At 62.9% G+C, this 25,898-nt stretch carries 23 protein-coding genes and 1 pseudogene; 13 read left to right on the forward strand and 11 right to left on the reverse strand.

Annotated features, from left to right (window positions below; translation table 11 throughout):
- Positions 1–16: 16 nt before the first annotated feature.
- From proS to AAFN55_RS10870, 3 genes are read left to right on the forward strand one after another with little or no spacing between them, the layout of a single operon-like run.
- Positions 17–1,345 carry a proline--tRNA ligase gene (gene proS / locus AAFN55_RS10860; protein ID WP_347798854.1) on the forward strand — a complete coding sequence of 443 codons (1,329 nt, stop codon included), beginning with the start codon at positions 17–19 and terminating at the stop codon, positions 1,343–1,345.
- Positions 1,342–2,628, forward strand: a complete 1,287-nt coding sequence (locus AAFN55_RS10865; protein WP_347798855.1) for a lipoprotein-releasing ABC transporter permease subunit — start codon at positions 1,342–1,344, stop codon at positions 2,626–2,628. The genes proS and AAFN55_RS10865 overlap by 4 nt, the downstream gene beginning before the upstream one ends.
- Positions 2,628–3,311, forward strand: a complete 684-nt coding sequence (locus tag AAFN55_RS10870; RefSeq protein ID WP_347798856.1) for an ABC transporter ATP-binding protein — start codon at positions 2,628–2,630, stop codon at positions 3,309–3,311. Before AAFN55_RS10865 ends, AAFN55_RS10870 begins: the two co-directional genes overlap by 1 nt.
- Positions 3,312–3,457: 146 nt before the next feature.
- On the opposite strand, the gene AAFN55_RS10875 is transcribed toward AAFN55_RS10870, so the two are convergent.
- The 3 genes from AAFN55_RS10875 to AAFN55_RS10885 all read right to left on the reverse strand — a co-directional run bounded on the left by AAFN55_RS10875 (position 3,458) and on the right by AAFN55_RS10885 (position 5,707).
- Positions 3,458–4,066 carry a transglutaminase-like cysteine peptidase gene (locus AAFN55_RS10875; RefSeq protein WP_347798857.1) on the reverse strand — a complete coding sequence of 203 codons (609 nt, stop codon included), beginning with the start codon at positions 4,064–4,066 and terminating at the stop codon, positions 3,458–3,460.
- A gap of 263 nt (positions 4,067–4,329) precedes the next feature.
- Positions 4,330–4,950, reverse strand: a complete 621-nt coding sequence (locus AAFN55_RS10880) for a PilZ domain-containing protein (protein ID WP_347798858.1) — start codon at positions 4,948–4,950, stop codon at positions 4,330–4,332.
- A gap of 115 nt (positions 4,951–5,065) precedes the next feature.
- Complete coding sequence (locus tag AAFN55_RS10885; protein WP_347798859.1) at positions 5,066–5,707, reverse strand: PAS domain-containing protein; 642 nt, start codon at positions 5,705–5,707, stop codon at positions 5,066–5,068.
- 382 nt (positions 5,708–6,089) lie between these two features.
- On the opposite strand from AAFN55_RS10885, the gene AAFN55_RS10890 reads away from it, so the two are divergent.
- Entirely contained in the window at positions 6,090–6,800 is a 711-nt protein-coding gene (locus AAFN55_RS10890; protein ID WP_347798860.1) for a rhomboid family intramembrane serine protease, read from the forward strand.
- 157 nt (positions 6,801–6,957) lie between these two features.
- Entirely contained in the window at positions 6,958–7,389 is a 432-nt protein-coding gene (locus AAFN55_RS10895; protein WP_347798861.1) for a CBS domain-containing protein, read from the forward strand.
- A 45-nt stretch (positions 7,390–7,434) separates the two neighbouring features.
- Here the strand turns inward: AAFN55_RS10895 and AAFN55_RS10900 are convergent, their stop codons facing one another.
- Positions 7,435–7,692, reverse strand: coding sequence for a YjhX family toxin (locus AAFN55_RS10900; RefSeq protein WP_347798862.1), 258 nt, complete (start codon positions 7,690–7,692; stop codon positions 7,435–7,437).
- A gap of 283 nt (positions 7,693–7,975) precedes the next feature.
- Between AAFN55_RS10900 and gatB the strand changes: the two genes are divergently transcribed.
- The 5 genes and pseudogenes from gatB to AAFN55_RS10925 form a co-directional block, all read left to right on the forward strand.
- Positions 7,976–9,475, forward strand: coding sequence for an Asp-tRNA(Asn)/Glu-tRNA(Gln) amidotransferase subunit GatB (gene gatB / locus AAFN55_RS10905; RefSeq protein ID WP_347798863.1), 1,500 nt, complete (start codon positions 7,976–7,978; stop codon positions 9,473–9,475).
- A gap of 3 nt (positions 9,476–9,478) precedes the next feature.
- Complete coding sequence (locus AAFN55_RS10910; RefSeq protein WP_347798864.1) at positions 9,479–9,979, forward strand: GNAT family N-acetyltransferase; 501 nt, start codon at positions 9,479–9,481, stop codon at positions 9,977–9,979.
- A gap of 5 nt (positions 9,980–9,984) precedes the next feature.
- On the forward strand, positions 9,985–10,452 hold the full coding sequence (locus AAFN55_RS10915; RefSeq protein WP_347798865.1) for a GNAT family N-acetyltransferase: 468 nt from the start codon (positions 9,985–9,987) through the stop codon (positions 10,450–10,452).
- A 96-nt stretch (positions 10,453–10,548) separates the two neighbouring features.
- Positions 10,549–10,947 (forward strand): NADH:ubiquinone oxidoreductase subunit NDUFA12, encoded by a 399-nt coding sequence (locus tag AAFN55_RS10920; protein WP_347798866.1) that lies wholly within the window; start codon positions 10,549–10,551, stop codon positions 10,945–10,947.
- A 340-nt stretch (positions 10,948–11,287) separates the two neighbouring features.
- Positions 11,288–11,677 (forward strand): annotated as a pseudogene (locus AAFN55_RS10925) (DUF2155 domain-containing protein); the annotation flags it as partial.
- Here AAFN55_RS10925 and aat read toward each other — a convergent pair.
- The 6 genes from aat to AAFN55_RS10955 all read right to left on the reverse strand — a co-directional run bounded on the left by aat (position 11,665) and on the right by AAFN55_RS10955 (position 17,052).
- The gene (aat, locus tag AAFN55_RS10930; RefSeq protein ID WP_347798867.1) at positions 11,665–12,279 is read right to left on the reverse strand and encodes a leucyl/phenylalanyl-tRNA--protein transferase; all 615 of its coding nucleotides are present in this window, start codon (positions 12,277–12,279) and stop codon (positions 11,665–11,667) included. The pseudogene AAFN55_RS10925 and the gene aat sit on opposite strands and share 13 nt — an antisense overlap.
- Positions 12,280–12,395: 116 nt before the next feature.
- On the reverse strand, positions 12,396–13,739 hold the full coding sequence (accC, locus tag AAFN55_RS10935) for an acetyl-CoA carboxylase biotin carboxylase subunit (RefSeq protein ID WP_347798868.1): 1,344 nt from the start codon (positions 13,737–13,739) through the stop codon (positions 12,396–12,398).
- A 15-nt stretch (positions 13,740–13,754) separates the two neighbouring features.
- Positions 13,755–14,225 (reverse strand): acetyl-CoA carboxylase biotin carboxyl carrier protein, encoded by a 471-nt coding sequence (gene accB / locus AAFN55_RS10940; protein WP_347798869.1) that lies wholly within the window; start codon positions 14,223–14,225, stop codon positions 13,755–13,757.
- 37 nt (positions 14,226–14,262) lie between these two features.
- Positions 14,263–14,700 carry a type II 3-dehydroquinate dehydratase gene (gene aroQ / locus AAFN55_RS10945; protein ID WP_347798870.1) on the reverse strand — a complete coding sequence of 146 codons (438 nt, stop codon included), beginning with the start codon at positions 14,698–14,700 and terminating at the stop codon, positions 14,263–14,265.
- A gap of 112 nt (positions 14,701–14,812) precedes the next feature.
- The gene (locus AAFN55_RS10950) at positions 14,813–15,631 is read right to left on the reverse strand and encodes a DsbA family protein (RefSeq protein ID WP_347798871.1); all 819 of its coding nucleotides are present in this window, start codon (positions 15,629–15,631) and stop codon (positions 14,813–14,815) included.
- Between the two features lie 32 nt (positions 15,632–15,663).
- On the reverse strand, positions 15,664–17,052 hold the full coding sequence (locus tag AAFN55_RS10955; RefSeq protein WP_347800243.1) for a M48 family metalloprotease: 1,389 nt from the start codon (positions 17,050–17,052) through the stop codon (positions 15,664–15,666).
- A 125-nt stretch (positions 17,053–17,177) separates the two neighbouring features.
- Here AAFN55_RS10955 and AAFN55_RS10960 point away from each other — a divergent pair, with 125 nt between their 5' ends.
- The gene (locus AAFN55_RS10960; protein WP_347798872.1) at positions 17,178–18,323 is read left to right on the forward strand and encodes an aminotransferase class I/II-fold pyridoxal phosphate-dependent enzyme; all 1,146 of its coding nucleotides are present in this window, start codon (positions 17,178–17,180) and stop codon (positions 18,321–18,323) included.
- Between the two features lie 79 nt (positions 18,324–18,402).
- Here AAFN55_RS10960 and AAFN55_RS10965 read toward each other — a convergent pair whose 3' ends face one another.
- Positions 18,403–21,261: a ribonuclease E/G gene (locus tag AAFN55_RS10965; RefSeq protein ID WP_347798873.1), complete on the reverse strand. Its 2,859-nt coding sequence runs from the start codon at positions 21,259–21,261 to the stop codon at positions 18,403–18,405.
- A 695-nt stretch (positions 21,262–21,956) separates the two neighbouring features.
- On the opposite strand from AAFN55_RS10965, the gene AAFN55_RS10970 reads away from it, so the two are divergent.
- Complete coding sequence (locus tag AAFN55_RS10970; protein WP_347798874.1) at positions 21,957–23,159, forward strand: N-acetylmuramoyl-L-alanine amidase; 1,203 nt, start codon at positions 21,957–21,959, stop codon at positions 23,157–23,159.
- A 194-nt stretch (positions 23,160–23,353) separates the two neighbouring features.
- Positions 23,354–25,807 carry a penicillin-binding protein 1A gene (locus AAFN55_RS10975; RefSeq protein WP_347798875.1) on the forward strand — a complete coding sequence of 818 codons (2,454 nt, stop codon included), beginning with the start codon at positions 23,354–23,356 and terminating at the stop codon, positions 25,805–25,807.
- Positions 25,808–25,898: the final 91 nt, after the last annotated feature.

Consider the following 25,898-nt stretch of genomic DNA (forward strand, 5'->3'; position numbering starts at 1 on the left):
TCTCACGGAATTCCTCATGCGTCTGTCGCGTTACTTTCTGCCCATCCTGAAGGAAAATCCGCGCGAGGCCGAGATCGTCTCGCACCGGCTCATGCTGCGTGCCGGCATGATCCGCCAGCAGGGAGCGGGCTCGTTCTCATGGCTGCCGCTTGGCAAGCGTGTGCTCGACAAGGTCAACCAGATCATCCGCGAAGAGCAGAACAGGGCAGGCGCTCTGGAAATCCTGATGCCGACCATCCAGTCGGCGGAGCTGTGGCGCGAGAGCGGTCGCTATGACGACTACGGCAAGGAGATGCTGCGCATTCAGGACCGCCATGAGCGCGACATGCTCTACGGGCCGACCAACGAGGAGATGGTCACCGACATCTTCCGGTCCTACGTGAAGTCCTACAAGGACCTGCCGCTCAACCTCTACCACATCCAGTGGAAGTTCCGCGACGAAGTGCGTCCGCGTTTCGGCGTGATGCGCTCGCGCGAGTTCCTGATGAAGGACGCGTATTCGTTCGATCTGGATTTCGAGGGCGCACGCGCCGCATACAACCGCATGTTCGTGTCGTATCTGCGCACCTTCTCCCGTATGGGGCTGAAGGCGATACCGATGCGCGCCGACACCGGCCCGATCGGCGGCGATCTCAGCCACGAGTTCATCATTCTCGCCGAGACGGGCGAAAGCGCGGTGTTCTGTCACCGCGACTTCCTCGACCTCGCCGTGCCCGGCGACGATACGGATTTTTCGGATGACGCAGCGATCGCCGGCATCGTTCAGGACTGGACGACGCCCTACGCCGCGACCGAGGAGATGCATGAAGAGGACGTCTGGTCCAAGGTCGCGGAGGGTGACCGTCTGGCCGCGCGCGGCATCGAGGTCGGGCACATCTTCCATTTCGGCGACAAATATTCGAAGCCGCTGGGCGCCAAGGTGACGGGGCCGGACGGCAAGGATCATTTCGTATCCGGCGGCTCCTATGGCATCGGCCCGACACGGCTGATCGCGGCGATCATCGAGGCGAGCCATGACGAGAACGGCATCATCTGGCCGGAATCGATCGCGCCGTTCGACATCGGCCTGATCAACATGAAGGCCGGCGATGCTGAATGCGACCGCGTCTGCGCCGAGATCGAAGCTGCTTACACAGCGACCGGTCACGACGTGCTCTACGACGACACCGACCAGCGGCCCGGCGGAAAGTTCGCCACCATGGACCTGATCGGCATACCGTGGCAGGTCATCGTCGGCCCGCGCGGTGTTGCTGCCGGCGAGGTCGAGGTCAAGCATCGCGCGACCGGAGAGCGTCACAACAAACCGATCGCCGAGTTGATCGCGGGCGCGAGAAAGGCACAATGAGCGTGGCCGAGACGAAACCCTTGTCCGGGGCGGGGCCGTTTTCCGGCTTCGAGCGGATGGTTGCGTGGCGCTATCTGCGCTCCAAGCGCAAGGACACGGTCATTTCGGTCATCTCGCTGATTTCGTTTGTCGGCATCATGCTGGGGGTCGCGACGCTGATCATCGTCATGGCCGTGATGAACGGATTTCGCGAAGAACTGCTGAACCGGATCCTGGGCATCAACGGGCATCTGATCGTCCAGCCGATCGACCGGCCGTTCGACGACTACGCCGAGGTCGCCAGCCGCATCGAAGGTGTACCCGGCGTGCGCTATGCGATCCCGCTGGTAGAGGGCCAGGTGCTCGCCACCGGGCGGGTCGGGACCGGCTCGGGCGCGCTTGTCCGTGGCCTGCGCGAGCAGGACATCGAGAAACTCCAGACGGTTGCAGGTAACATCCGAGAGGGAACGCTCGAAGGTTTCGACGCCGGGGAAAGCGTCGCGATTGGCAAGCGGATGGCCGACACGCTCGGCCTGGGCGTCGGAGACGGGATCCAGCTCGTGGCGCCTGACGGAGACGTTACGCCGTTTGGCGTCACCCCACGGCAGAAGACGTATCCGGTGAGCGCGATATTCGAAGTGGGTATGTCGGAATACGATGCGTCGATCGTGTTCATGCCGCTCGGGGAGGCGCAGCTCTTTTTCAATGCGGAAGGCCTGGCCCAGACGGTCGAAGTCTTCGTCGACAATCCCGACGCGGTCGATACGCTGCGCCCGCTCGTCGAAACGGCCGCCCAACGCCAGATCTTCTTGACGGACTGGCGCCAGCGAAACCAGACGTTTTTCTCAGCCCTTCAGGTCGAGCGGAACGTGATGTTCATGATCCTGACGCTGATCGTGCTTGTCGCGGCTTTGAACATCATCTCGGGCCTGATCATGCTTGTGAAGGACAAGGGCAGGGACATAGCGATCCTGCGCACCATGGGTGCGACGAGCGGCGCGGTCATGCGGATATTCGTGATGACCGGCGCTGCGATCGGCGTGACGGGCACGATCGCGGGCGTGATTCTGGGCGTCGTGGTGTGCCTGAACGTCGAATCGATACGCCAGTTCTTCTCCTGGCTCACCAGCACGACCCTGTTCAATCCCGAACTCTATTTCCTGTCGCAACTGCCCGCCAAGATGAACATGCAGGAGACGATCTCGGTCGTCCTGATGGCGCTGTTGCTGTCGTTCATCGCGACGCTGTTCCCCGCCTGGCGCGCGGCCAGGCTCGATCCAGTCGAAGCGTTGCGGTACGAATGATGGCGAAGGATGTTCTGCTCGAACTGAAAGCCGTCGAACGCCGCTACGACGAGGGTGCGCGCAAGCTGACGATTCTCGACGGCGCCGATTTCACGCTGCATCGCGGCGAAACCGTCGCGCTCGTCGCCCCGTCGGGCGCTGGCAAATCGACATTGCTTCACACGGCGGGCCTGCTCGAATGGCCCGATGGCGGCGATGTGATCCTGAATGGTCGTGCCTGCGGACGGCTGAGCGACGACGAGCGGACCGCGATCCGGCGCAACCAGATCGGTTTCGTCTACCAGTTTCATCATCTCCTGCCGGAGTTCTCCGCGATCGAGAACATCATGATGCCGCAACTGGTCCGCGGCCTTGGTCCGAAGGATGCGCGCGATCGTTCGATTCAGTTGCTGGACTACATGAAGATCGGGCCGCGCGCCGAGCATCGCCCGGCCGAATTGTCTGGCGGTGAGCAGCAGCGCGTCGCCATCGCCCGCGCGGTTGCCAATGCGCCGCTTCTCCTGCTGGCCGACGAGCCGACGGGAAATCTCGATCCCGCGACGGCGTCCTACGTGTTTGATGCTCTGGAGGCACTGGTCCGCCAGTCGGGCCTTTCATGCCTCATCGCAACGCACAATCACGATCTGGCCGCGCGCATGGACAGACGCGTGACGCTCGCCGAAGGCAAGGTCGTCGAGATTTAGGCTGCGCAGCCTAAATCTCGCTCTCCCAGTTCCTCCTCAATGCCGAAAAATGACGGAGCCGACCCTTTGGGGAAAGGGCCGGCTCCTGAACCCGGTCGTTGGGGACGGGGAGGGTGGGGACTCGACCGGGTTGTCCCTGTGTTCGCTTACCTGTTCGAGCTGACGCTGCCGACCAGCACGTTGCGGCCGTCGTCGATCGAAACCCACATGCCGGCATGGCGTGCCGACTGGCGCTTGAGGAACTGGTAATCCGTCTCGCTCCAGGCCATGACGCGCGGCTCCAGATTGTCCAGAACGAAGTCGCCCATGCTGGTGTTGACGGTCAGGATCGCGTGCCCGTCGCCGTTCGGCTGCCGAACCACGGTGATCAGAAGGTTGGAAACAGGCACGCCGGCCTGAATGAGACGGCGGCGCTTCTCCAGCGCGTAGTCCTCGCAGTCACCCACGCCATCGACCGGGTAGGACCAGTATTCTTCGACGCCCCAGATTTCCATGTCGGTGCGCGGCGTGATCATCGTGTTGACCAGATTGTTGACCTCGACGATCTTGGTCCACAGCTCACGTGTCAGATTGACGGGCGCTGCCTGTCTCGTGCTGGTGCATTCCTGTGGCGTACGCCGGCAGAAATCGTAATGTCCGACCGGCTGGGTCGAAAGTCCGCCCGTGGGCATGAATGATTGTGCTGCAGCCGCGTTTGCGCCCGCGGCCAAGACGATTGCGGTCATTGCCGCGAGCAGTGTCCCCTGCTTCCCCATTGTGTAGTCTCCCCTGTTGAGGAGACAATGACAGGTGCGGATTTATTCCGCGCAAAAGAGCGAAGTAGAACTTGCTTCAAAGGCAGATCGATATTGCCGAAAAGATGGTATAGATTTGAATAGATAACTATATAATTTTTAGTCGAATTTATCTAAAACTTTATCGATCGTGGCAGCCTGCGCTGCGCCACAACAGGATCGTCGGAACAACGAAAAAAGCCGGCACGAAGGCCGGCTTTGACAGGGCTATGGAATAGGGCGGATCAGGCCTGTCGGCGACCGCTGAATTCTGCCTCGAGCGTCTCTTCGCGCTGCAGGACGGAAAATTCGATCGCGATGCCGTCGTCGAAATGGCGCACCACGCGTCCGCGCATCGTGCCGAGCGTGACTGCGACACCGATCGCCGGCTTCACGTCCAGTTCGACGGCTGCACCGGAAAGGGACAGGTCGATGATCCGGCATTGATACTGGCGGCCATCGCCGAGAATCATGACACTCATCGGGTTGCGCGGCGCGACGCGTTCGTGGCGGCGATCTTCCGGCAGGTCCAGTTCATGCTTGTTGGCAAGCCAGGTCAACTGGGCCGCAAGCTTGTCGCGCTTGCGCTCCGATGCGACGATCGTCATCGCGAAGCCGCCTTCAACCCCGCGCGTGACGACACCCTCGACGCGGCCGATATGATCGAGATAGGCAATTATCTTTTCGCCGAGCTGGCCGGGCTGGTCTGCAAGAAATGCAACGTTGCCTGGCGACATGTCGACAACCTGACACGGATGCTCCGAGCGGTCCTCGAGCATGTAGCGGCCATAGATCTTTACACGCACGCGCTGGAAGTTGCGGCGCTCGGCCCGTGACGGCGCAGTATTCGTCGCCGTTGAAATCATATCTGCATCCGCCCGGATTCCCTCAAGCTACGCGATACTCCGAAGAGACGTCGCGGAACTTAGGCCAAGTCCGGTTAATATACGGTAAGTCGGGGGGCGGGAGAGGTGTTGCAGATTAACGTTCGCGACCGCCGTCGAACACGACGAGGTGGCGGATCCGACGTCCCGGGTCAGGACGATCGAGCCCGTCGCGGAGCATCTGCGAATCGGCCGGTGCGATGGGCGGCGTGCTGAACGAGGACCGGTTGGCGAGAAAGGCCGGCTCGCTCTCCGGATCGACCACGCGCAACGTGTCCACGCGGCCTTCCACGATTGGGTCGGCGCCAAGCCAGTAGGGCTTGTGCTCGGGCGTGATCGCGCCGAGTGAACGCGGGCTTCCCAGTCCGCCTTCCAGCGGCAGCAGGACCATCTCGAACGGGTTCTCGCGTCCGCTCTGGCTGATCCCGATATAGGTCACCACCACCACTGACTTGTCGTGAAACGCGCTGTAGGCAAGGCGCGAGACCATGCGCTGGTCGCGGCGCGACCACAGGAGCGGAAAGGAATACCCCTTCAACTCGCGCCCATAGGTCGCGCAAAGCCTCGTGCCCGCCAGCCTGAACACCGGTTCGCCGCGCGCGTCCTTTTCAAGAATGAACGTGTCGGCCAGCAGCGACTTGATGTCGGCCGGTTCGATCTCGGTGCGCCGGGGTGCCGGACGTCCGTCCCGCAACCTGTTCCAGTATTGGAACAGCGCAATCGATCCTTCCTGTTTCATATTCCCTCACCGCCCCTTGTCCGTCGCGGAATGTTCCATCGGTGAACAGAAACGTGCCGTCCGATGGTCTACATGCCCGTACAGGCAGAAGGCATGCCAGAGCCGTTAACCGTTGTTCACGGCGTTCCGGTTTGTTAGGGTTAACAAAGGGTTTACGTTGCCCGCGGCCGTCGGCTGTGGCATCTGGAAATCACGTCAAGGGGGACGGCGCTGCGGCGAAAAGGTCCCGGCGGAACAAGTTCTTGGGTGAGCATGGGGGCTCGACCAGCCGTTCGGAGGAAACTCCGGACGGCTTTTCATTTGCGCGGGGGTCTGGTAGCCGAAAGGCCCATTTACCACATCGGCTGGCATGACCTCAGACCCCGAATCGACCCGTTCCGACTTGGACGAGCAGAATCAGCCCGGCGCAGCCGCCGTGCGCGAGCCGGTTTTCAATCTGCCGCGTATCGTCGTGATCCTCATCGCTGCCTGCGTCGGCATTCACTTGATGAGACTCTACGTTTTAAGCCAGGATCAGGATATCGGCCTGATCGTGCGCTTCGCGTTCATTCCCGTCCGCTATACGGGCGGCTATCTCGTCGATATCTACGCGTTCCTCGCGCCGTGGACCTATGCGTTCCTGCATGGAAGCGTCGGCCATCTCGCGGTCAACATGATCTGGCTCGCGGCGTTTGGTTCGCCGCTCGCCAACCGGATAGGAGCGAGCCGCTTTCTGGCCTTCTGGCTCGTCACGTCGCTTGCCGCCGTCGCGCTGCATTTCGTGCTTCATCCCTACGACCAGTCGCCGCTTGTCGGTGCTTCGGGAGCGATCTCGGGCATGATGGGCGCGGCTGCGCGTTTTGGCTTCCAGGTCGACCGGCGCGCGAGGAAGGGCGCTTTCACGGGTTCCATCCTCTCGGTGCCGCAAGTCTTCCGCTCTCGAACCGTCATGACGTTCCTCGTCGTCTGGATGGCGGTCAATCTGGTGATGGGCCTCTGGGGAGGGGTTCCGGGGTCGGATGGCCAGATCGCGTGGGAAGCCCATGTCGGCGGCTTTCTTGCCGGTTTCTTTCTCCTGAGGTTCTTCGACAAACGCGATGACCCGGCTGCGTAGTCGAAGCCGGAATCTCGCCCGCCCTTGAAAATCAGCGTTCCCCGGCGCACGATGTTGCATGCAGGCTGGCGGTTTTGCCGACGGTCGTGATCGTTTCGCGACGAGCCGACCTGGCGCGTACGGCCTGAGTCTTTGACCGAGCACGGAGGAGCGCGCGATGACGGTGAAATCCATCCTGGAGGAAAAAGGCCACGACGTGGTCACGCTGAACCCGGAGGCCACGATCGGTGCAGCCGCGACTTTGCTGGGGGAGAGGCGCATCGGTGCCGTCGTGATCACCGACGGTGACAACAGGATCATCGGAATTCTATCGGAACGAGACATCGTACGCGCAGTCGGAGCGACCGGTGTGGCGGCGCTCGATGCGCGGGTTGCCGACGTGATGACCGCAAAGGTCACCACCTGCCGTGAGACCCATACCGTCAACGGCGTGATGGAACTGATGACGCGCGGCCGATTTCGTCACCTGCCCGTGGAGAAGAACGGTCAACTCGACGGCATCATTTCGATCGGCGACGTGGTCAAGCGGCGTATCGAGGAGGTGGAACGCGAGGCCGAGCAGATTCGCGAGTACATCGCGACTGCATGACAGGTCGTCCCGCCGATGCTCAGGCACCGGCGGGATCATCCTGCTTCAACGGTTGTCGAGGCGGGCTCGAACGAGTTCCAGGCCGCGCCGTGTGATGCGGTAAGGCCCGCCGCCGCGCGAGGCGACGGCACGGCGCCTTTTCAGCCGCCGGAAGAGATCGAGGTCGAAGCCGGAGAACCGCCAATTGTCTCGGGTATGGCAGTGTACGACTTCGATACGGCCGTCATCGTCGCGTTCGAGTTCGATCCACCCGCCTTGTGCCAAAAGATGCAGGATGCGCTGTTCCGCGCGCGTTATGTTCATCGAAGTAAGTCCTGAAAACCCGGCCATAGGCCGAACGAAGAGGACCGCTGCCGCTTAGGCGGCGCGGTGGTTCGCTGTTTTCATGCCCTGACGATCTCGAAGGACGTCAGGGCTCTATCGGGACTCACTGCAGAACGTGAACATAAAAAGCTCCATGGGAGGCGGCTGATATAGCGTCATACGTGCCGAAACGCCAGAGGCGGCGGCCTGTCATCTTGCCAGCGTGGCCGGTTTGATCTAGCGACTGTGCAATCCGTCACGCGACAAAAACGACCGGAATGCCATGACCCTCATCGATACGCGCACACCCGAACCGAAGCGAATGATCCCCGGCGCCACGGGCGACTGGGAGGTGATCATCGGGCTGGAGGTGCATGCGCAGGTAACGTCCGAAGCCAAGCTGTTCTCGGGTGCGTCGACGTCCTTCGGCGCGGAGCCGAACTCCAATGTCAGCCTCGTCGATGCCGCCATGCCCGGCATGCTTCCGGTGATCAACGAGGAGTGCGTCAAGCAGGCGATCCGTACCGGCCTCGGGCTGAAGGCGAAGATCAACCACAAGTCGGTCTTCGATCGGAAGAACTACTTCTACCCCGATCTTCCGCAGGGCTACCAGATTTCGCAGTTCCAGCAGCCGATCGTGGGCGAGGGGACAGTGATCGTCTCGGTCGGCCCCGACCGTGAGGGGAATTTCGAGGACATCGAAGTCGGCGTCGAGCGCCTGCATCTGGAGCAGGACGCCGGCAAGTCGATCCACGACCAGCATCCGACCATGTCGTTCGTCGACCTGAATCGTTCCGGCGTCGCGCTGATGGAGATCGTGTCGAAGCCCGATATGCGGTCTTCCGACGAGGCGAAAGCCTATCTGACCAAGCTGCGGACTATCGTGCGCTATCTCGGCACATGCGACGGCAACATGGACGAAGGCTCGATGCGCGCCGACGTCAACGTCTCGGTTCGCCGTCCGGGCGAGCCGTTCGGCACGCGCTGCGAGATCAAGAACGTCAATTCGATCCGGTTCGTCGGCCAGTCGATCGAATACGAGGCCCGTCGCCAGATCGGCATTCTCGAGGACGGCGGCAAGATCGTTCAGGAAACACGTCTGTTCGATCCCAACAAGGGTGAGACGCGTTCGATGCGTTCCAAGGAAGAAGCGCATGACTACCGCTACTTCCCCGATCCCGACCTCCTGCCGCTGGAATTCGACCAGGCCTATGTGGACGCGCTGGCGAAGGACCTGCCGGAACTGCCAGACGACAAGAAGGCGCGGCTGATCGAAAGCCTCGGCCTCTCGACCTACGATGCGTCGATCCTCGTCTCGGACAAGGCGATTGCCGACTATTTCGAGAAGGTGGCGGCCGGCCGCGACGGAAAGCTCGCCGCGAACTGGGTCATCAACGACCTTCTGGGCGCGCTCAACAAGGCCGGCGGCGACATCGAAAATGCTCCCGTTTCGCCCGACCAGCTCGGTGCGATCATCGACCTGATCAAGGAAGGCACCATTTCGGGCAAGATCGCAAAGGACCTGTTCGAAATCGTCTGGACCGAAGGCGGCGATCCGCGCGAACTCGTCGAGAGCCGCGGCATGAAGCAGGTGACGGATACCGGCGCGATCGAAAAGGCTGTCGACGATGTCATCGCGGCCAACCCCGACAAGGTCGAACAGGCACGCGCGAAACCCTCCATGGCCGGCTGGTTCGTCGGCCAGGTGATGAAAGCGACCGGCGGCAAGGCCAATCCGCAGGCGGTCAACGACCTCGTCAAGGCCAAGCTCGGGATCGAGTAGCGGATGTTCGTTCGGACGGCAGGCTCAGGTGATCTCGAGGCGATCCGCTCGCTGCTGGTCGAGACGTGGCACGACACCTACGACGCGATCTACGGGCCGGCCCGTGTCACGGAAATCACCGATGAATGGCATTCGATTGCCGCGCTGACGGCAAGGCTGGACAAGCCGCACTCCGAATTCCTCGTCGCCGATGACGGTGAGGCGATCAGCGGGATGGCATTCGCGGCCGCCATCGACGACGGCAAGACGGTCATGCTGCGCCAGCTTTACGTCCGGCCGGCCTTTCAGGGGCGCGGCGTCGGAGGGATGCTGCTGGACGAGGTCGAAAGCTGCTTCCCCGATGCCAATACGGTGCGCCTCGAAGTCGAGGAAGCGAATGAGAAGGCCATCGCCTTCTATCTGGCGCAGGGGTTTGCTCATACAGGCAGCACGGCCAATTGCGGATCCGGCCAGTCCGGCATTCCGGCGCTGATCTACGAGCGCCCGATCGTCTGGGCCGACTGACCGGCATGTCGGCGTTCCGGCCCGCGATACGCGAAGCGACGACGGCCGACATTCCGGCTATCGTCGCGCTCTTTGTCGCTGATGCACTTGGCGGTCACGGCGATACAACGGACCCGCATGCATTCGGCGACTACGAAACAGCATTCCGACGCATCGCGGCGAGCCAAAACGATACGCTCTACGTCGCGGTTGCCGATGGCGAGGTCGTCGGCACGTTCCAGACGACCCTGATCGTCTCGATGAGCGGGCGCGGATCGGCAGCTCTCAACGTCGAAGGCGTGCAGACCCGCGCCGATATGCGCGGCCGGGGCATCGGCGAAGCGATGATGCGCTTCGCGATCGAGCGTGCGCGGGACGTCGGCGCGCGGCGCGTGCAACTGACCTCGAATGCGGCCCGAACCGACGCCCACCGCTTCTATGAGCGACTTGGCTTCGCCAAGAGCCATATGGGTTTCAAATTGCGGCTCGAATAGGAGCGACAGTTGGTCTCGCACCCGCTACGGTCTTGCCATTGCGAGCAGCGAGCGCCATAACGCCACGAGCGGCAACCGACCTTGCCAGAGGAATCGATGAAGACCTTTTTCACGCAGTTTTTCACGTGGTGGAACGGCCAGACGCTCGGCACGCGGCTCCACACCTGGCGCTATGGCAAGCGCGTCGGCTCGGATGAGGCAGGCAATGTCTATTACGAGGGCGGCGTCAATTCGGATGGCCTGACGCGGCGCTGGGTCATCTACAATGGCTATGCGGAAGCCTCGATGATCCCGCCCGGCTGGCATGGCTGGATGCACCATCGCGTCGATACGCCGCCAAGCGCCGAGACCTACCAGGCGCGTGAATGGCAGAAGCCGCATATCCCGAACCTGACCGGCAGTCCGGCCGCCTATCGTCCGAAGGGCTCCCTGCTCACCGGCGAGGAGCGCCCGCGCGTGACGGGCGACTACGACGCCTGGACCCCGGGCTCCTGACATACGGTTCGCAGAGTTCGGGGCTGGCCCGGATACCAGTCTCGCCACATTTGGGCGTTATCGGCCTTTCCCGTATCCTGCGTCCAGCCGCCTCTCTTCACCCGACGGGTTCGTCCGAATGATCGCTAAGCGCCACTTCAAGCATTGCCGCGCCACGTCGTTCGCGGCCGGGGTGGCTCTTCTCGCCAGCGGCTGGGCGTCCGTCGCGATCGCGCAGGTGGAATCATTCCCGCTGCCGCCGCTTCAAGGCGACCCGCAGTTCCAGCAGCAGCAACCGCTTTCCGACCAGCCGCAGGGCACGCCGGATGACGGGGTCGTACAGCCGCAGGAAGCGCGTCCTTCCGAGCGCGTGAAAAACCCGGTTGCCGAATTCACCGGTGTCGACAAGATCACCGGCCGCATCATCACCTTCGACGTCTATATCGACGAGACGGTGCAGTTCGGCGCTCTGCAGGTGACGCCGCGGGTCTGCTATTCGGCGCCCGAGACCGAAGAGCCGAAGACCGATTCCTTCGTGGAGGTCGATGAGATCACGCTGGACCGCAAAATCCGCCGTATCTTCACGGGCTGGATGTTTGCCGAAAGTCCGGGCCTCAACGCGGTCGAACACGCAGTTTACGATGTATGGCTGAAGACCTGCAAGCAGCAGTCGGACGTTCCACCGCCGGAAGCCGCCGCCACCAATTGAGCGGTCGGCGATTTGTCTTTCGAGGCTGATCAGTTGAACTGAGCGTCGCCGTCGACCGCGTCCGCGAGCATGCGCTCATATTTGGCGCGCGGCACTTCGACGGCCCCGAATCGCGTCAGATGCTCGGTCGTGAACTGCGTGTCGAGCAGGACGAACCCACGTTCACGCAGCCGCTCGACGAGATGCGCGAGGCATACTTTCGACGCGTCGGTCTCGCGCGAGAACATGCTTTCGCCGAAAAATGCCCGCCCGAGTGTCACGCCGTAGAGGCCACCGACGAGCCGTCCCTCGCGCCATGCTTCCACCGTGTGGCAGTTGCCGAGGTCGAACAGCGCGCCATAAGCTTGCCTGATCGGTTTGTTGATCCAGGTCGACAGGCGGCCCGTCTTCGCCTCCGCGCAGCCATCGATGACGCCGTCGAAATCCGTATCGACCGTCAGGGTGAAACGGCGCTGACGGATCACCTTCTGCAAGCTTTTGGGGAGATGAAATCCATCGAGCGGGATGATGCCGCGCGTTTCGGGTCGGACCCAGAAGACCTCCGGATCGTCGGCATTCTCCGCCATGGGAAAGACGCCCGACGCATAGGCGCGCAGCAGGAGTTCCGTGGGTATGCGGTGGCCGGGCGCAAAGGGTCGGGTCATCGCTGCGCTATCGCATGGGGCCGGAACGGCAATCTACGGTGCACCGGGATCATCGCCGGACGATACCATAGAGCGCCAGCGCATTTCCATCGCGTTGGCGCTCAGGGCGTTCGCCCTTATTCCGGATTTTCCAGATGCTTCTCGAGCCAGTGAATATCGTAATCGCCATTGGCTACGTCGGGATTGCCCACGAGATCCTGAAAGAGCGGAAGCGTCGTCTTGATCCCGTCGACCACGAACTCGTCGAGCGCGCGTCGCAGACGCATCATGCATTCGACGCGGTTCCGTCCATGCACGATCAGCTTGCCGATGAGGCTGTCGTAGTAGGGGGGGATGCGGTAGCCGGAGTAGACGCCGGAATCGACCCGGATGCCGAGGCCGCCCGGCGTATGGAAATGCGTGATCGTGCCGGGCGAAGGCACGAACGTCTTCGGGTCTTCCGCATTGATACGGCACTCGATGGCGTGCCCCTGGAAGCGGATATCGTCCTGGCGAACCGACAGGCCACCGCCCGATGCGACGCGAATCTGCTCATGCACGAGATCGATGCCGGTGATCGCCTCGGTCACCGGATGCTCGACCTGGAGGCGCGTGTTCATCTCGATGAAATAGAACTCGCCATTCTCGTACAGGAACTCGATCGTCCCCGCGCCGGAATAGCCGAGATCGGCCACAGCACTCGCGCAGATGCCGCCGATGCGCGCCCGCTCGGTCGCGTTCAGCGCCGGCGAGTTCGCCTCTTCCCAGACCTTCTGGTGCCGACGCTGGAGCGAGCAGTCGCGCTCGCCCAGATGGATCGCGTTGCCGGCGCCGTCTCCGACGATCTGCACCTCGATGTGGCGCGGCTTCTCGAGATATTTTTCGATATAGACGGCGTCGTCGCCGAAGGCGGCGCCCGCTTCGGACCTTGCGGTGGAGAGCGCAACCGACAGGTCCTCCTCGTTGCGCGCAACCTTCATGCCGCGACCGCCGCCGCCGGCGGACGCCTTGATGATGACGGGGTAACCGATCTCGGCCGCGATGCGCTTGGCCTCGTGGTCTTCCGTCACTGCGCCTTCGGAGCCCGGAACAACGGGAATCCCAAGCCGCTTTGCGGTGCGCTTGGCTTCGATCTTGTCGCCCATCACCCGGATATGGTCGCCCGAGGGGCCGATGAAGGTGATCTTGTGCGCTGCCAGGATGTCGGCGAACTTGGCGTTCTCCGACAGGAAGCCGTAGCCGGGATGGATCGCGTCGGCGCCCGTGATCTCGCAGGCGGCCACGATCTGGTGGATGTTGAGGTAGCTGTCGCGCGAAGGCGGAGGCCCGATGCAGACGCTCTCGTCGGCAAGGCGCACATGCATGGCGTCGGCGTCAGCCGTCGAATGCACGGCAACGGTCTGGATGCCGAGTTCCTTGCATGCGCGAAGCACCCGGAGTGCGATCTCGCCGCGGTTGGCGATCAGGATCTTCTGGAACATCCTCTGGTCCCGACGCTATTCGATCACGACAAGCGGCTCGCCGTACTCGACCGGCTGCGAATCCTCGAAGAGGATGGCTGTCACGGTGCCCGAGCGCGGCGAGGGGATCTGGTTCATGGTCTTCATCGCCTCGATGATCAGGAGCGTCTGCCCCTCCTTGATCGCCTGGCCGACTTCGATGAACGCCTTGGCGCCCGGTGCCGGCGAGAGATAGGCGGTGCCGACCATCGGGGAAGGCACAGCGTTCTTCGATGTCTCGGCGGGTGCCGGAGGCGCCGTCAGAGCGGAAGGGGCAGGCGCCGCCGCTGATGCCGGTGCCGGTGCGTAGCTCGGTCCCGCATAGGCCTGCACGGCAGCCGGCTGGCGCGACACGCGTATGCGGATATCGTCCTGCTCGACCTCTATTTCGGTGAGGTTGGTTTCGTCCAGAATGCCCGCGAGATCGCGGATCAATTGCTGGTCAACGCCGGTTTTTTTTGTCGACATCGGAGTTTCGTCCCTTGTCCCTTGTTCTTGCGACCGGTCAGAACCGGGCGGCGAGCGCATGAAGCGCCATGGTGTATCCGTACGGCCCGAAGCCGCAAATCATTCCGGTGGCAACTGCCGTTACCCAGGAGTGATGCCTGAATTCCTCGCGCGCATGGATGTTCGAGAGGTGTACCTCGGCGACCGGCAGCGGAGAGACCGAACGGATCGCGTCGTGGATCGCGATCGACGTGTGGCTGTAGGCTCCGGGATTGATAATGAGACCTTTCGCAGCAGCGCCCGCTTCCTGGATCCAGTCGACCAGCACGCCCTCGTGGTTGGATTGCCGGAAATCGACGTCGATCCCGATTTCCTTGCCCGCGTCACGGCAGTCGTCGCCGATCTGGTCGAGCGTCTTGCCGCCGTAGATGCCCGGTTCGCGCTTTCCGAGCATATTCAAATTCGGGCCGTTCAGTATGAATACGGTATTCGTCATAAAACAGTTCCTGCGCGCCGCGACCTCTATAACGGGCTTAGTCGGCACGGCAAAGAGCGCAAGTGCGTTCTTTGCCGTGTCCACAGGCGCTTTAAGCCTGTTTTCGATGGGTTCAGCAATTTTCTCCGGTGCAGGAACGCGCCAGTTCCACTTTCTCGGCCAGGACCTGCTGGCCGAGCGCGCCGAACACGACCTCGTTGCCGACCACGTAGGAGGGCGTGCCCGTGATCGAGAGTTGGTTGGCGAGCTCGTAAGTCTTGCCGAATGCTTCGGTGATCGCCGGGTTTTTCATCTCCTCACGCAAGGCGGTTTCGTCCACCCCCTGCGCGAGCGCGGCGCGGATCGCCGAGGCTTCGGTCGCACGACCGCTCATGAGAAGTTCGCGATGAAACGCGTCGTACTTCTCCGGTGCGATCAGATGCAGCGCCATGGAGACGACGTGTGCCTTCTGCGAATCGGGGCCGAGGATCGGGAATTCCTTCATGACGAAGCGCAGGTTGGGGTCGGCTGCGACCATCGCCTCCATGTCCTGCATGGCGCGCTGGCAGTACCCGCAATTGTAGTCGAAGAACTCGACGATCGTGACGTCGCCGTCGGGATTTCCGATGACGCCGTCATAGGATGCGTTGAAGATTTCATCCGACGCGTTGCCGATCGTCTGCTCCTGGGCGAGCCGCTGCTGCTCCTGACTCCGCTGTTCGAGCGCCGTCTGCATCTCGATGAGGATTTCCGGGTTCTGAACGAGATAGTCGCGGACGATCGCCTCGACATCGCCGCGCGCCACGGTCTGCGAAGACGGGGCGAACTGCTCGACCGGCGGCTGTACCGCCGCCGCCACGTGGTCGCTGCGGCTGCCGGCTGTGTAGCCGAAGGCGAGCATCGCGGCCGAAACCGTGACACCGGCGATGCCGAGGGCGATAGCCTTGCTCATGATGCGAAGTCCTTGTGTTGGCCGACCGGGCGTCAGCGGCCCGGTTGCCGGTAGTTGATGATGTCCTGCGCACGCAGCCAGCCCGAAGAGCCGTTCTGCAGCTTCTGCTGGGCGCGCGCGGCGAAAATCTTGGCGTCGCGATAATTGCCTGAATAGAAGTGGCCGTCCGCGGTTGCAAGTTCGGCGGCGGCGATATCGCCCAGTTGCGCGTAGGCCTGCGCCAGATGGCGGTAGCCGGCGGAATACTCTTTCGCGCGAGACAAGCCCGTCTGGAGTTCACTGACGGCCTGACGCAGCGCATCGGGCTTGCCGGTCGCCATCAGCGCCTGTCCGTATCCGATCTGAATGATGCCGGATTTGTTGCTGTCGAGGCGGAAGGCGCGGCCGAATGCGTCGGCGGCTTCCGCCGGCCGACCTGCCTTCATCAGGATTTCGCCGCGCATTTCATGGAAATAGGGATTGTTCGGCTGGGCGGCAACCAGCGCATCGATCTTGCCGACAGCCGCGCGCGCGTTGCCGGCCAGAAACGTCCCGATGGCGTCGCCGTAAAGTGCTGCGGTGCTGCGCGGATTGTCACGGAACAGACGCTGCGCTGCCGCATGGCCTTGCGTGAAGGCTGCGATCTTCGCGCGGATCATGTCATGCCGCTGCTGCAGGGCAGGCGGGTCCTTCCTGTCGTAGTAACGGCTTTGCTGCGCCAACACCTGAAGGTTGGCTATGCGCTCGCGCGGCATGGGGTGGCTGACCTGATAGGGATCGACGCGCACGCCCGCCAGCGACATGGAACTCGCAAAGCGCTCGAAGGTCGTGATCATGCCCTTTGCAGACTGTCCGGTCTTCTCGAGATAGGTGATGGCCGAGCGATCGGCCGTCGTCTCCTCGCCGCGCTGATAGCTCAGCACGGAGCGGCGCGCGGCTTCCATGCCGCCCGACATGATCGCGGTGCCCGACTGCGCCAGTCCCTGGTCGCGGGCCATGCCGCCGGCGATGGTGGTGCCGACGCCCAGCACGGCGGCCACGATCGCCATGGTCTGCGCGCGCGAAAGCTGATCGCGAAGCCTCTGCTGGTGACCGCCGGCAATGTGGCCTGCCTCATGCGCGAGAACGCCGATGATTTCATTGGGCGTCTCGGCCGCCATCAACGCGCCGGTGTTGATGAAAATGCGGCGGCCGGTCACGAAAGCGTTGAACGAGGTGTCGTTGACCAGCACGATCTCGATACCCGAGCTTCCAAGCCCGGCGGCCTGAAGGATCGGCTGCGCGTAGTCGCGCACCAACGCTTCGATCTCCGCGTCGCGTACGAGCGACAGGCCGCGCTGCTGCGCCAGAGCCGGCGCGACGCATGACAGCGCGAGGCTGAAGATCAGGAAAAACGTCGCGGTTACGCGCATGGCCATGCGGCTTGGATGGATCGACAACATGGCTTTCACAGGTAGCCGACCTCAGGAGACGTGGAAAGGCGGAGCGAATAATTTCATGAACTTGTGATCCCCATATCTTTCGGGCATTTGTGCGGCGCATTCCGATCTGCAGGAGAACGCAGCCGATGACGATCCCAATATCGAAGCGCAGCGCGGTCGAGCCGTTTCATGCGATGGACGTGCTTGCGGAAGCTAACAGGCTGAAGGCGCTGGGACATCCGGTCGTCTCGCTCGCGGTCGGTCAGCCATCCGATCCCGCGCCGCAGATCGTGCGCGATGCAGCCGCCCAAGCGCTTCGCATAGGGCGCATCGGCTACACCGATTCGCTGGGGCTCGCGGGTCTGCGCAGCGCCATCAGTGCTCATTACGCGGATCACTATGGCATCGACGTGCCGACTTCCCGCATAGTGGTGACGACAGGCTCGTCGGCCGGTTTCAACCTCGCGTTCCTGGCTATGTTCGATCCGGGCGATCGCGTCGCGATCACGGCACCCGGCTACCCCGCCTATCGCAACGTGTTGGCCGCGCTGGAGCTCGAGGTGGTCGAGATCGAGTTGGCCGAGCATGCCTGGCTCACGCCCGAAATGCTCGAAGACGCGCATCGCGAGCGCGGATTGAAGGGGCTGCTGTTTGCCAGCCCCGCCAACCCGACTGGCGCCGTGATGCCGCCGGAAGCGCTGGGCGCCCTGATCGAGGCGGCTCGCGAGATGGGTATCACGGTCATTTCGGACGAAATCTACCACCGGCTGAACTATACCGGGCCCGACGTCAGCGCATTGTCCTACGGCAGCGACACGACGGTGATCAACTCGTTCTCGAAATACTACTGCATGACCGGCTGGCGCATCGGCTGGATGGTGCTGCCGGAAGACCTCGTGAGGCCCGTCGAGCGGCTTCAGCAAAGCCTGTACATTTCAGCACCGGAACTGTCTCAGGTGGCGGCGATCCGCGCTTTCGACGCGACGGCAGAGCTTGACCAGGTCAAGCAGCGTTACATCGCGAACCGCTCGCTGCTCTTGCGGGGCCTGCCGGAAATCGGCCTGCCGCTGGCGGCACCCATGGACGGAGCGTTCTACGCGTATTGCGACGTCTCGCGTCATACCAATGACAGCATGGATTTCGCGCGCAAGCTTTTGGCCGAGTGCCATGTCGCCGCGACGCCCGGCGTCGATTTCGACATGAGGGAGGGGCATCGGTTCCTGCGGCTGTCCTATGCGGGGAGCGAGCCGGATGTCGCGAAGGCGATAGAGCGCATGCGAAACTGGCTCTGATCGTACCTCAGAATGCAGAAAACCGGCGCAAGCGCCGGTTTTCCTTATTGTATTATGCATTTCCCGAACGAGGGAATGCCTAGAAAAAGCTCTTCCGCTGCCACCAGCCTGCCTTGCGCGGCTTGGTATCGTCTTCCGTGTCGGGTGCCGACGAGGTGACGACAGGCTTGCTCGAAACCAGCTTCGGCGCGGCAGGTGCCGGTGCCTCTTCTGCTGCGGGCGCTTCAGGAGCGATCTCCTCGGCCACCTCGACCGCGACGGTTTCGGTTTCCGTCTCAGCCGGAGCCGCGGCAGCCTTGCGGCGCGGCGCGCGCTTCGGCTTGGCCGGTGCGGGGTCAGCAACCTCGGGCTGAGCCACATCGAGATCGGCAGCGGCCTCGACCACCTCCGGCTCGACTGCCTTGGCCTTCTTCGTCGAACGCCGCGCCGGCTTCTTCTTCGGCTCAGCGGCAATCTCGACGGCTTCGGCCGGTTCGCTCGGTGCGCCGGTCTCCTCGACCGCCGCCATCGCCGCATCGTCTACCGTTGCGATGCTTTCCACAGCCACGGCTTCGATGACGTCCGCTGCGGTGGCATCGGCGTCCACGGCGTCTTCGCCGCTCGCCTCGTCGCCGTCTTCGCGACGGTTGCGCTTTCCACCGCGCTTTCCGCGTCTGCGCTTCTTCGAGCCGTCAGCGACGATCTGCGTATCCTGCGGTGCATCGTCCGCATCCTCGCCGGTGTCGTCCTCGGCATCCTCTGCGGGAGCCGCCACCGCCGCGTCCGTTCCTTCAGGACGCTCACGATCACGCCCGCCACGCCGGCGCCGACGGCGCTTGCGCTTACGCTGACCATCGCCGTCTTCTTCCGCGCGACGCTGGGGCTGCTGCTGCGGAGCGGCAGCTTCCACGACTTCGACCTCTTCGTCCTCCTCGACTTCGATGTCGATCTCGTCTTCCGGCTCTTCCGGATAGACGGGCAGGGTCGCCGGGATCGCCGTGATCGGACGCTCGGACGCCGCCCCCTTGAAGATGGCGTAGTGCTGCGAGCGCACGGTCTCGTCCGCCTCGACCGTGATGGTCAGGCCGAACCGGTTTTCGAGGTCGGTCAGGTTGGCGCGCTTGTGGTTGAGCACGTAGAGCGCCGTCGATGCGGGTGTCCGCACCGTGATGTGGTGGCGCGAATCCTTGAGCAGGAACTCCTCGATCGCGCGGATGACCAGAAGGCCAACCGACGATTCGGACCGGACGTGGCCGGCACCGCCGCAATGCGGACAGGTCTGCATCGTCGATTCGAGAACGGATGCCCGAATGCGCTGACGCGACATTTCAAGCAGGCCGAAATGCGAGATACGCCCGACCTGGATGCGCGCGCGGTCATTCTTGAGGCAGTCCTTGACGCGCTTTTCGACCGCACGGTTGTTGCGGTTTTCTTCCATGTCGATGAAGTCGATGACGATCAGGCCAGCGAGATCGCGCAATCTGAGCTGCCGCGCGACTTCTTCCGCTGCTTCCAGATTGGTCTGGAGCGCGGTGTCCTCGATCGAATGCTCCTTCGTTGATCGCCCCGAATTGACGTCGATCGCAACCAGTGCTTCCGTCTGGTTGATGATGATGTAGCCGCCCGACTTCAGCGTGACCTGGGGCTGTACCATGCGGTCGAGCTGTGCCTCGATGCCGTTGCGCGCGAAGATCGGCGTCGTGTCGCGATAGGGCTGGACCACCTTGGCATGGCTGGGCATCAGCATGCGCATGAAGTCCTTGGCCTCGCGATAGCCTTCCTCGCCTGCAACGAGAATCTCGTCGATATCCTTGTTGTAGAGGTCACGCACCGAACGCTTGATCAGCGAGCCTTCCTCGTAGACGAGGGCGGGCGCGGAGGATTGGAGCGTGAGCGTGCGGACATTGTCCCACATGCGCATCAGATATTCGTAGTCGCGCTTGATCTCGGCCTTGGTGCGGCTCTCGCCGGCCGTGCGCAGGATGACCCCCATGCCCTGCGGCACGTCAAGATCCTTCACGACGTCCTTGAGACGCTTGCGATCCGTTGCGTTGGTGATCTTGCGCGAAATGCCGCCGCCACGCGCGGTGTTGGGCATCAGGACGGAATAGCGGCCGGCCAGCGACAGGTAGGTCGTGAGTGCGGCGCCCTTGTTGCCGCGCTCTTCCTTGACCACCTGTACCAGCAGGATCTGGCGGCGCTTGATGACTTCCTGGATCTTGTACTGGCGGCGCATCGGGCGACGGCGCTCGCGGATTTCTTCCAGAGCGTCCTCGGCGCCGACCGAGACGACTTCGTCCTCGTCGCCATTGCCGCCGCCGCGCTTGCCAGACGGCGCGTCGTCTGCGTCTTCGCCATCATCATGGTGCTCGTCGTCGGCATGCCGCGACACGTCTTCCGAGACAACGTCGGCGTCGACGGCATGCGCCATCGTGCGGCCATCGCCGTTCTCGGCATCATCGCCGTCGGCCGAGCCGCTCTGGTCTTCCGCGGTTTCAGCCGCAGCCGTCGTTTCGTCCTCCGCAACGGCCGGCGTTTCGGCCGATTCGTCGTCGCCGTTGGTCTCGGACGCCTTGCGGTCCTGTCCGCGGCCGCGATTGCGGCTGCCGCGGCGGCGGCGGTTGCGGCCACCGCGCTCTTCATTGTCGTCGTCATCGTCCTCGGAGGCGGCATCCTCGGCCTCGGCCTTGAGAAGCGCCTGACGATCGGCAACGGGGATCTGGTAGTAGTCCGGGTGAATTTCGCTGAAAGCCAGGAAACCATGGCGGTTGCCGCCATACTCGACGAACGCCGCCTGAAGCGACGGTTCGACCCGCGTGACGCGGGCGAGATAGATGTTTCCTTTGAGCTGCTTCTTGTCCTGCGACTCGAAATCGAATTCTTCGATCCGGTTACCGCGTACGACGACGACCCGTGTTTCCTCCGGATGGGAGGTGTCGATGAGCATCTTGTTGGGCATTATAATATGTCTCCCCGGCGGGGGCAGACCAACGCAGGAGCGCATATGCGCGTCTCCTGCCTGATGTTCTGGCCAGCGCGCCGGACAATTGGGCGTCCGCATCGCTCAGCCGAGGTCGACCAGCCGCTCGGGCCGCGGCCGGGACGGCGCGGTTTCTTCCGGGCTGTGGCATGGTCTGGCTTTCGATCATCTCGCTATTGCGGAACATTTTGAACTTAAGTCCGCCTGTGCGGACCAGCTAATGTGCTCATACAGAGCCGGAAAGGCAAAAAGACCCATCCGTTTTTCCTCACGCCAGGGAATCCCGCGTCACTGGGAACGCCCTGAAGAAAATTTTGTCGGAAACACCTGTGCCGGGACCGGTCGGGCCTTCTGAACCACTTGACGCCGTTGCTGCCTAAGCAAGGGTGGAGCGGCAGGCTGGAACGATCACAGGCATTGCAGTGATCCTAGCTCGCTTTTATGATTTGACGTGACGCATGGCAACCCTCATTTCAAAACCGCATTGTGGCGCGGTCTGCGTCGAGCGGTTCAGCTTCGCGGTGAAAGGGTTGCTTAACCATAGGCCGTTACCAATCCTTAATTCCGCTTTCCAGTGAACGCGTTACTGCGTGAGGACAATGCAGCCGCAAAGCCAGACACCGACAGCATCATCCGCCCCGACCGGGCGCGCCGATTCGTCGGTTTCCGCGCGGATGCTTATCTGGTGCCTCGCTTTGCTGGCGCTTTGCATCGCTGCGCTGCCATCGAGCGCTGCGTCGCCGACGGTGCTTCAGGCGCAGAATTTCAAGATGGCAGGCGACACGTCACGCATGCGCCTCGTGGTTCAGTTCGACCGCGAGCCCGACATGCGCTGGTTCTTGCTGCGCGATCCTCATCGCATGGTGATCGACATGCAGGAAGCGGCGTTCGGCTTCGATGCCGGCGCGCTCGAAGCGCGCGGCATGGTCACCGGCGTGCGTCACGGCAATCTCGACCAGGGAAATTCGCGAATCATCGTTTCCTTCGACGGTCCCTTCGAGATCGAGCGCTTCGACATCCTGCAGAACGAGGAGAGCGAAGGCTTTCGTCTCGTGGCCGATATCGTGGCGAGTTCCGAGAGAGCCTTCGAGGCCGCGATGGCCGAGCAGATCGAATCGACCGGGTCGACGCAGACCACGCGCAAGGCCGATCGGCTGGGGCAGGGTGGCGACCCCACGGCCGATCGCTTTCGGATCGTCATCGACCCGGGGCATGGCGGCATCGATACGGGCGCGAAGGGCGTGACCGGCACGCAGGAAAAGACGATCACGCTCGCCTTCGCCCTCGAATTGAAGAAGATGCTCGAGGATACCGGCCGTTTCGACGTCTTCATGACGCGGGATCGGGATTTGTTTCTCCGGCTGGACGAACGCGTCCGCATCGCGCGCCAGCATGAGGCGGATCTGCTCATCTCGATCCATGCCGATGCGATCCGACTGAAGAACGTGCGCGGCGCGACGGTCTACACCGTCTCAGACAAGGCGTCCGATGCCGAAGCGGCCGCCAAGGCCATGCGCGAGAACCTCGCGGATGAGATCGCCGGGATCGACGTCGAGGAGGACAATCAGGAAGTCGCCGACATCCTGATCGACCTCATTCGACGCGAAACGCAGGGCTTTTCGCTCCGCTTCGCGCGGTCGCTCGTGGGAGAGCTTTCGAGCGAAATCCAGATGATCAAGACGAACCCGCACCGGTTCGCCAGCTTCAGGGTGCTGCGCGCGCCCGATGTGCCGTCTGTCCTGTTGGAGCTGGGCTATTTGTCCAACGAGGAGGACGAGGCGCAGCTTCGTGATCCGGAGTGGCGCGCAAAGGCCGCCGAAGGCATCGCCGCAGCCATCAAGGCTTTCGCTCAGGGAAGGCAGGATGTGGGCGGCTGACGCTCACGTTTCGTTTCGTTGCATACGCATCACACCGTGTGTTTAAATTGCAGAATCGCGTAGGCACACGTTCATGTCGCCGCATTTTGCCCACAAGGGCGAACCAGAAGGCGACGAACGGAGCGAACGCGGTACGTACCCCGCAATGCGTCTATGCGGCGTAAGGACCTTTCGTTCCGCAGACTGGAGTGGGCATGATACGTCTTATCGGATATTTCTTCGGCGTCGGTGTCGCGCTGGCGCTGGCCGGTGCGGCCGTGTTGGCGATCTACATCGGCAGCTTGACGAAGGATTTGCCCGATTACGAAGTTCTGGCGCGCTACGAGCCGCCGGTAACGACGCGCGTCCACGCGGTCGATGGTTCGCTGATGGGCGAATTCGCACGTGAGCGCCGGCTGTATCTGCCGATCCAGGCGGTGCCCGACCGCGTGAAGGCGGCCTTCCTCTCTGCGGAAGACAAGAATTTCTACACGCATCCCGGCATCGACGTGACCGGCCTGTTCCGCGCGGTGATCACCAACGTTCAGAACCTCGGTTCCGGCCGGCGTCCGGTCGGCGCGTCGACGATCACGCAGCAGGTCGCCAAGAACTTCCTCTTGTCCTCGGACCAGACCATCGACCGCAAGGTCCGCGAGATGCTTTTGTCGTTCCGCATCGAGCAGGCCTATTCGAAGGATCGCATCCTCGAGTTGTATCTGAACGAGATCTTCTTCGGCATGAATGCCTACGGCATCGCAGGCGCCGCGCTCACCTATTTCGATAAGTCCGTGAATGAACTGACCGTGTCCGAAGCCGCCTACCTGGCGGCTCTGCCGCGCGGCCCGTCCAACTACCATCCGTTCCGGCATACGGAGCGTGCGATCGAGCGCCGGAACTGGGTCATCGACCAGATGGTCTCGAACGGCTATGTCGATTCGGACGAAGCGTCGCGTGAGAAGGCGCTGCCGCTCAACGTTTCGCCACGCCAGCGCGGCAACTACCTCTTCGCCGGAGAGTATTTCACCGAGGAAGTGCGTCGCGACATCATCTCGCGTTATGGCGAAAACGCGCTCTACGAAGGCGGATTGTCTGTCCGCACGACGCTCGACCCCGAATTGCAGGTCAAGGCGCGCAAGTCGCTGCAGAACGGCCTGATCAAGTACGACACGCTGCGCGGCTATCGCGGCCCCGTCACGACGATCGACGCGACCGGCGACTGGGGCGTTGCGCTGGGCGAGGTCAAGCGCATGACCGACGTGCCGGAGTGGACCCTGGCGGTGGTACTCGGCTCGTCGGGCGAGGGGCTCGATATCGGCATTCAGCCCGATCGCCAGGCATCCGGCGAGTTCGTGAAGGAGCGGAACACCGGCTTTGTCGCGACGGCGGACATGAACTGGGCGTTGCGCCACACCGTGGACGGCAAGCGTCTCAAGGCGAATTCGCCCGCCGAGGTCCTCAAGACCGGCGACGTCGTCTTCGTTGAAAAGAAGGCCGAGGGCGACGGCTACATGCTGCGGCAGGTGCCGGAAGTCTCCGGCGGCATGATCGCCATGGACCCGCATACGGGCCGCGTGCTCGCCATGGTCGGTGGTTTCTCGTTTTCGCAGTCGGAATTCAACCGGGCCACGCAGGCCTACCGCCAGCCGGGTTCGTCGTTCAAACCGTTCGTCTACGCGGCGGCGCTCGACAATGGCTACACGCCGGCGTCCGTGGTGCTCGATGCGCCGATCAGCATCCGCGTCGGCAATCAGGTCTGGGAGCCGAAGAACTATGGCGGCGGCTCTGCCGGTCCATCGACGCTGCGCGCCGGCATCGAACGCTCGCGAAACCTGATGACGGTTCGACTTGCCAACGACATGGGCATGAGCCTGGTCGCCGAATATGCCGAGCGCTTCGGCGTCTACGACAAGATGTTGCCGGTGCTCGCGATGTCGCTGGGCTCTGGCGAGACCACCGTCATGCGCATGGTGTCGGCCTATTCGGTGATGGCCAATGGCGGAAAGCAGATCAAGCCGTCGATGATCGACCGTATCCAGGACCGCTACGGCAAGACCGTGTTCCGTCATGACGAGCGTGTCTGCGAAGGCTGCAACGCGCAGGAGTGGGATGGCCAGTCCGAGCCGGCACTGATCAGCAATGCCGAACAGGTTCTCGATCCCATGACGGCCTACCAGATCACGTCCATGATGGAAGGCGTCGTCCAGCGCGGCACGGGCGCCACCATCGCCGAGCTCGGGCGGCCGATTGCGGGAAAGACCGGAACGACCAACGAGGAAAAGGACGCCTGGTTCGTCGGCTACACGCCTGACCTGGTCGTCGGCCTTTACATGGGTTACGACCAGCCACGCCCGATGGGGCAAGGCGCTACCGGCAGCGGCATCGCCGCACCGATCTTCAAGGAGTTCATGGCGGCCGCCCTCAAGGACACGCGTCCGGTTGATTTCCGCGTGCCTGAAGGCATGAAGATGATCGCTGTCGATCGCAAGACCGGCATGCGCGCGCGCGAAGGCGCCGGTGGGGCGATCATGGAAGCGTTCAAGCCCGGCACCGGACCCGCTGACAGCTATTGGGTCATCGGTGCGGACGACCTCCAGGCCGCCGAGCGCGCGCGTGAGCTTTCGCCGCAGGCCAGCGAGGCGATCAGCTCGGGCGGTGGCGGTCTTTACTGACGCGCAACGTGTAAATCCCGACGCATTTGAGGGCTCGCAGATTGCTGCGAGCCCTTTCCCTTTACACGCAATGGCTCGGTCCCTATGGTCC

Origin of the sequence: Mesorhizobium sp. CAU 1732, assembly GCF_039888675.1 — a bacterium.
Taxonomy (GTDB): domain Bacteria; phylum Pseudomonadota; class Alphaproteobacteria; order Rhizobiales; family Rhizobiaceae; genus Aerobium.

What these genes read in the sequence shown, in the direction of transcription:
- proS (WP_347798854.1), top strand. Translation starts at nt 17, where the DNA reads ATGCGTCTGTCGCGTTACTTTCTGCCCATCCTGAAGGAAAATCCGCGC.
- AAFN55_RS10865 (WP_347798855.1), top strand. Translation starts at nt 1,342, where the DNA reads ATGAGCGTGGCCGAGACGAAACCCTTGTCCGGGGCGGGGCCGTTTTCC.
- AAFN55_RS10870 (WP_347798856.1), top strand. Translation starts at nt 2,628, where the DNA reads ATGGCGAAGGATGTTCTGCTCGAACTGAAAGCCGTCGAACGCCGCTAC.
- AAFN55_RS10875 (WP_347798857.1), bottom strand. Translation starts at nt 4,066, where the DNA reads ATGGGGAAGCAGGGGACACTGCTCGCGGCAATGACCGCAATCGTCTTG.
- AAFN55_RS10880 (WP_347798858.1), bottom strand. Translation starts at nt 4,950, where the DNA reads ATGATTTCAACGGCGACGAATACTGCGCCGTCACGGGCCGAGCGCCGC.
- AAFN55_RS10885 (WP_347798859.1), bottom strand. Translation starts at nt 5,707, where the DNA reads ATGAAACAGGAAGGATCGATTGCGCTGTTCCAATACTGGAACAGGTTG.
- AAFN55_RS10895 (WP_347798861.1), top strand. Translation starts at nt 6,958, where the DNA reads ATGACGGTGAAATCCATCCTGGAGGAAAAAGGCCACGACGTGGTCACG.
- AAFN55_RS10900 (WP_347798862.1), bottom strand. Translation starts at nt 7,692, where the DNA reads ATGAACATAACGCGCGCGGAACAGCGCATCCTGCATCTTTTGGCACAA.
- gatB (WP_347798863.1), top strand. Translation starts at nt 7,976, where the DNA reads ATGACCCTCATCGATACGCGCACACCCGAACCGAAGCGAATGATCCCC.
- AAFN55_RS10910 (WP_347798864.1), top strand. Translation starts at nt 9,479, where the DNA reads ATGTTCGTTCGGACGGCAGGCTCAGGTGATCTCGAGGCGATCCGCTCG.
- AAFN55_RS10915 (WP_347798865.1), top strand. Translation starts at nt 9,985, where the DNA reads ATGTCGGCGTTCCGGCCCGCGATACGCGAAGCGACGACGGCCGACATT.
- AAFN55_RS10920 (WP_347798866.1), top strand. Translation starts at nt 10,549, where the DNA reads ATGAAGACCTTTTTCACGCAGTTTTTCACGTGGTGGAACGGCCAGACG.
- aat (WP_347798867.1), bottom strand. Translation starts at nt 12,279, where the DNA reads ATGACCCGACCCTTTGCGCCCGGCCACCGCATACCCACGGAACTCCTG.
- accC (WP_347798868.1), bottom strand. Translation starts at nt 13,739, where the DNA reads ATGTTCCAGAAGATCCTGATCGCCAACCGCGGCGAGATCGCACTCCGG.
- accB (WP_347798869.1), bottom strand. Translation starts at nt 14,225, where the DNA reads ATGTCGACAAAAAAAACCGGCGTTGACCAGCAATTGATCCGCGATCTC.
- aroQ (WP_347798870.1), bottom strand. Translation starts at nt 14,700, where the DNA reads ATGACGAATACCGTATTCATACTGAACGGCCCGAATTTGAATATGCTC.
- AAFN55_RS10950 (WP_347798871.1), bottom strand. Translation starts at nt 15,631, where the DNA reads ATGAGCAAGGCTATCGCCCTCGGCATCGCCGGTGTCACGGTTTCGGCC.
- AAFN55_RS10955 (WP_347800243.1), bottom strand. Translation starts at nt 17,052, where the DNA reads ATGTTGTCGATCCATCCAAGCCGCATGGCCATGCGCGTAACCGCGACG.
- AAFN55_RS10960 (WP_347798872.1), top strand. Translation starts at nt 17,178, where the DNA reads ATGACGATCCCAATATCGAAGCGCAGCGCGGTCGAGCCGTTTCATGCG.
- AAFN55_RS10965 (WP_347798873.1), bottom strand. Translation starts at nt 21,261, where the DNA reads ATGCCCAACAAGATGCTCATCGACACCTCCCATCCGGAGGAAACACGG.
- AAFN55_RS10970 (WP_347798874.1), top strand. Translation starts at nt 21,957, where the DNA reads ATGCTTATCTGGTGCCTCGCTTTGCTGGCGCTTTGCATCGCTGCGCTG.
- AAFN55_RS10975 (WP_347798875.1), top strand. Translation starts at nt 23,354, where the DNA reads ATGATACGTCTTATCGGATATTTCTTCGGCGTCGGTGTCGCGCTGGCG.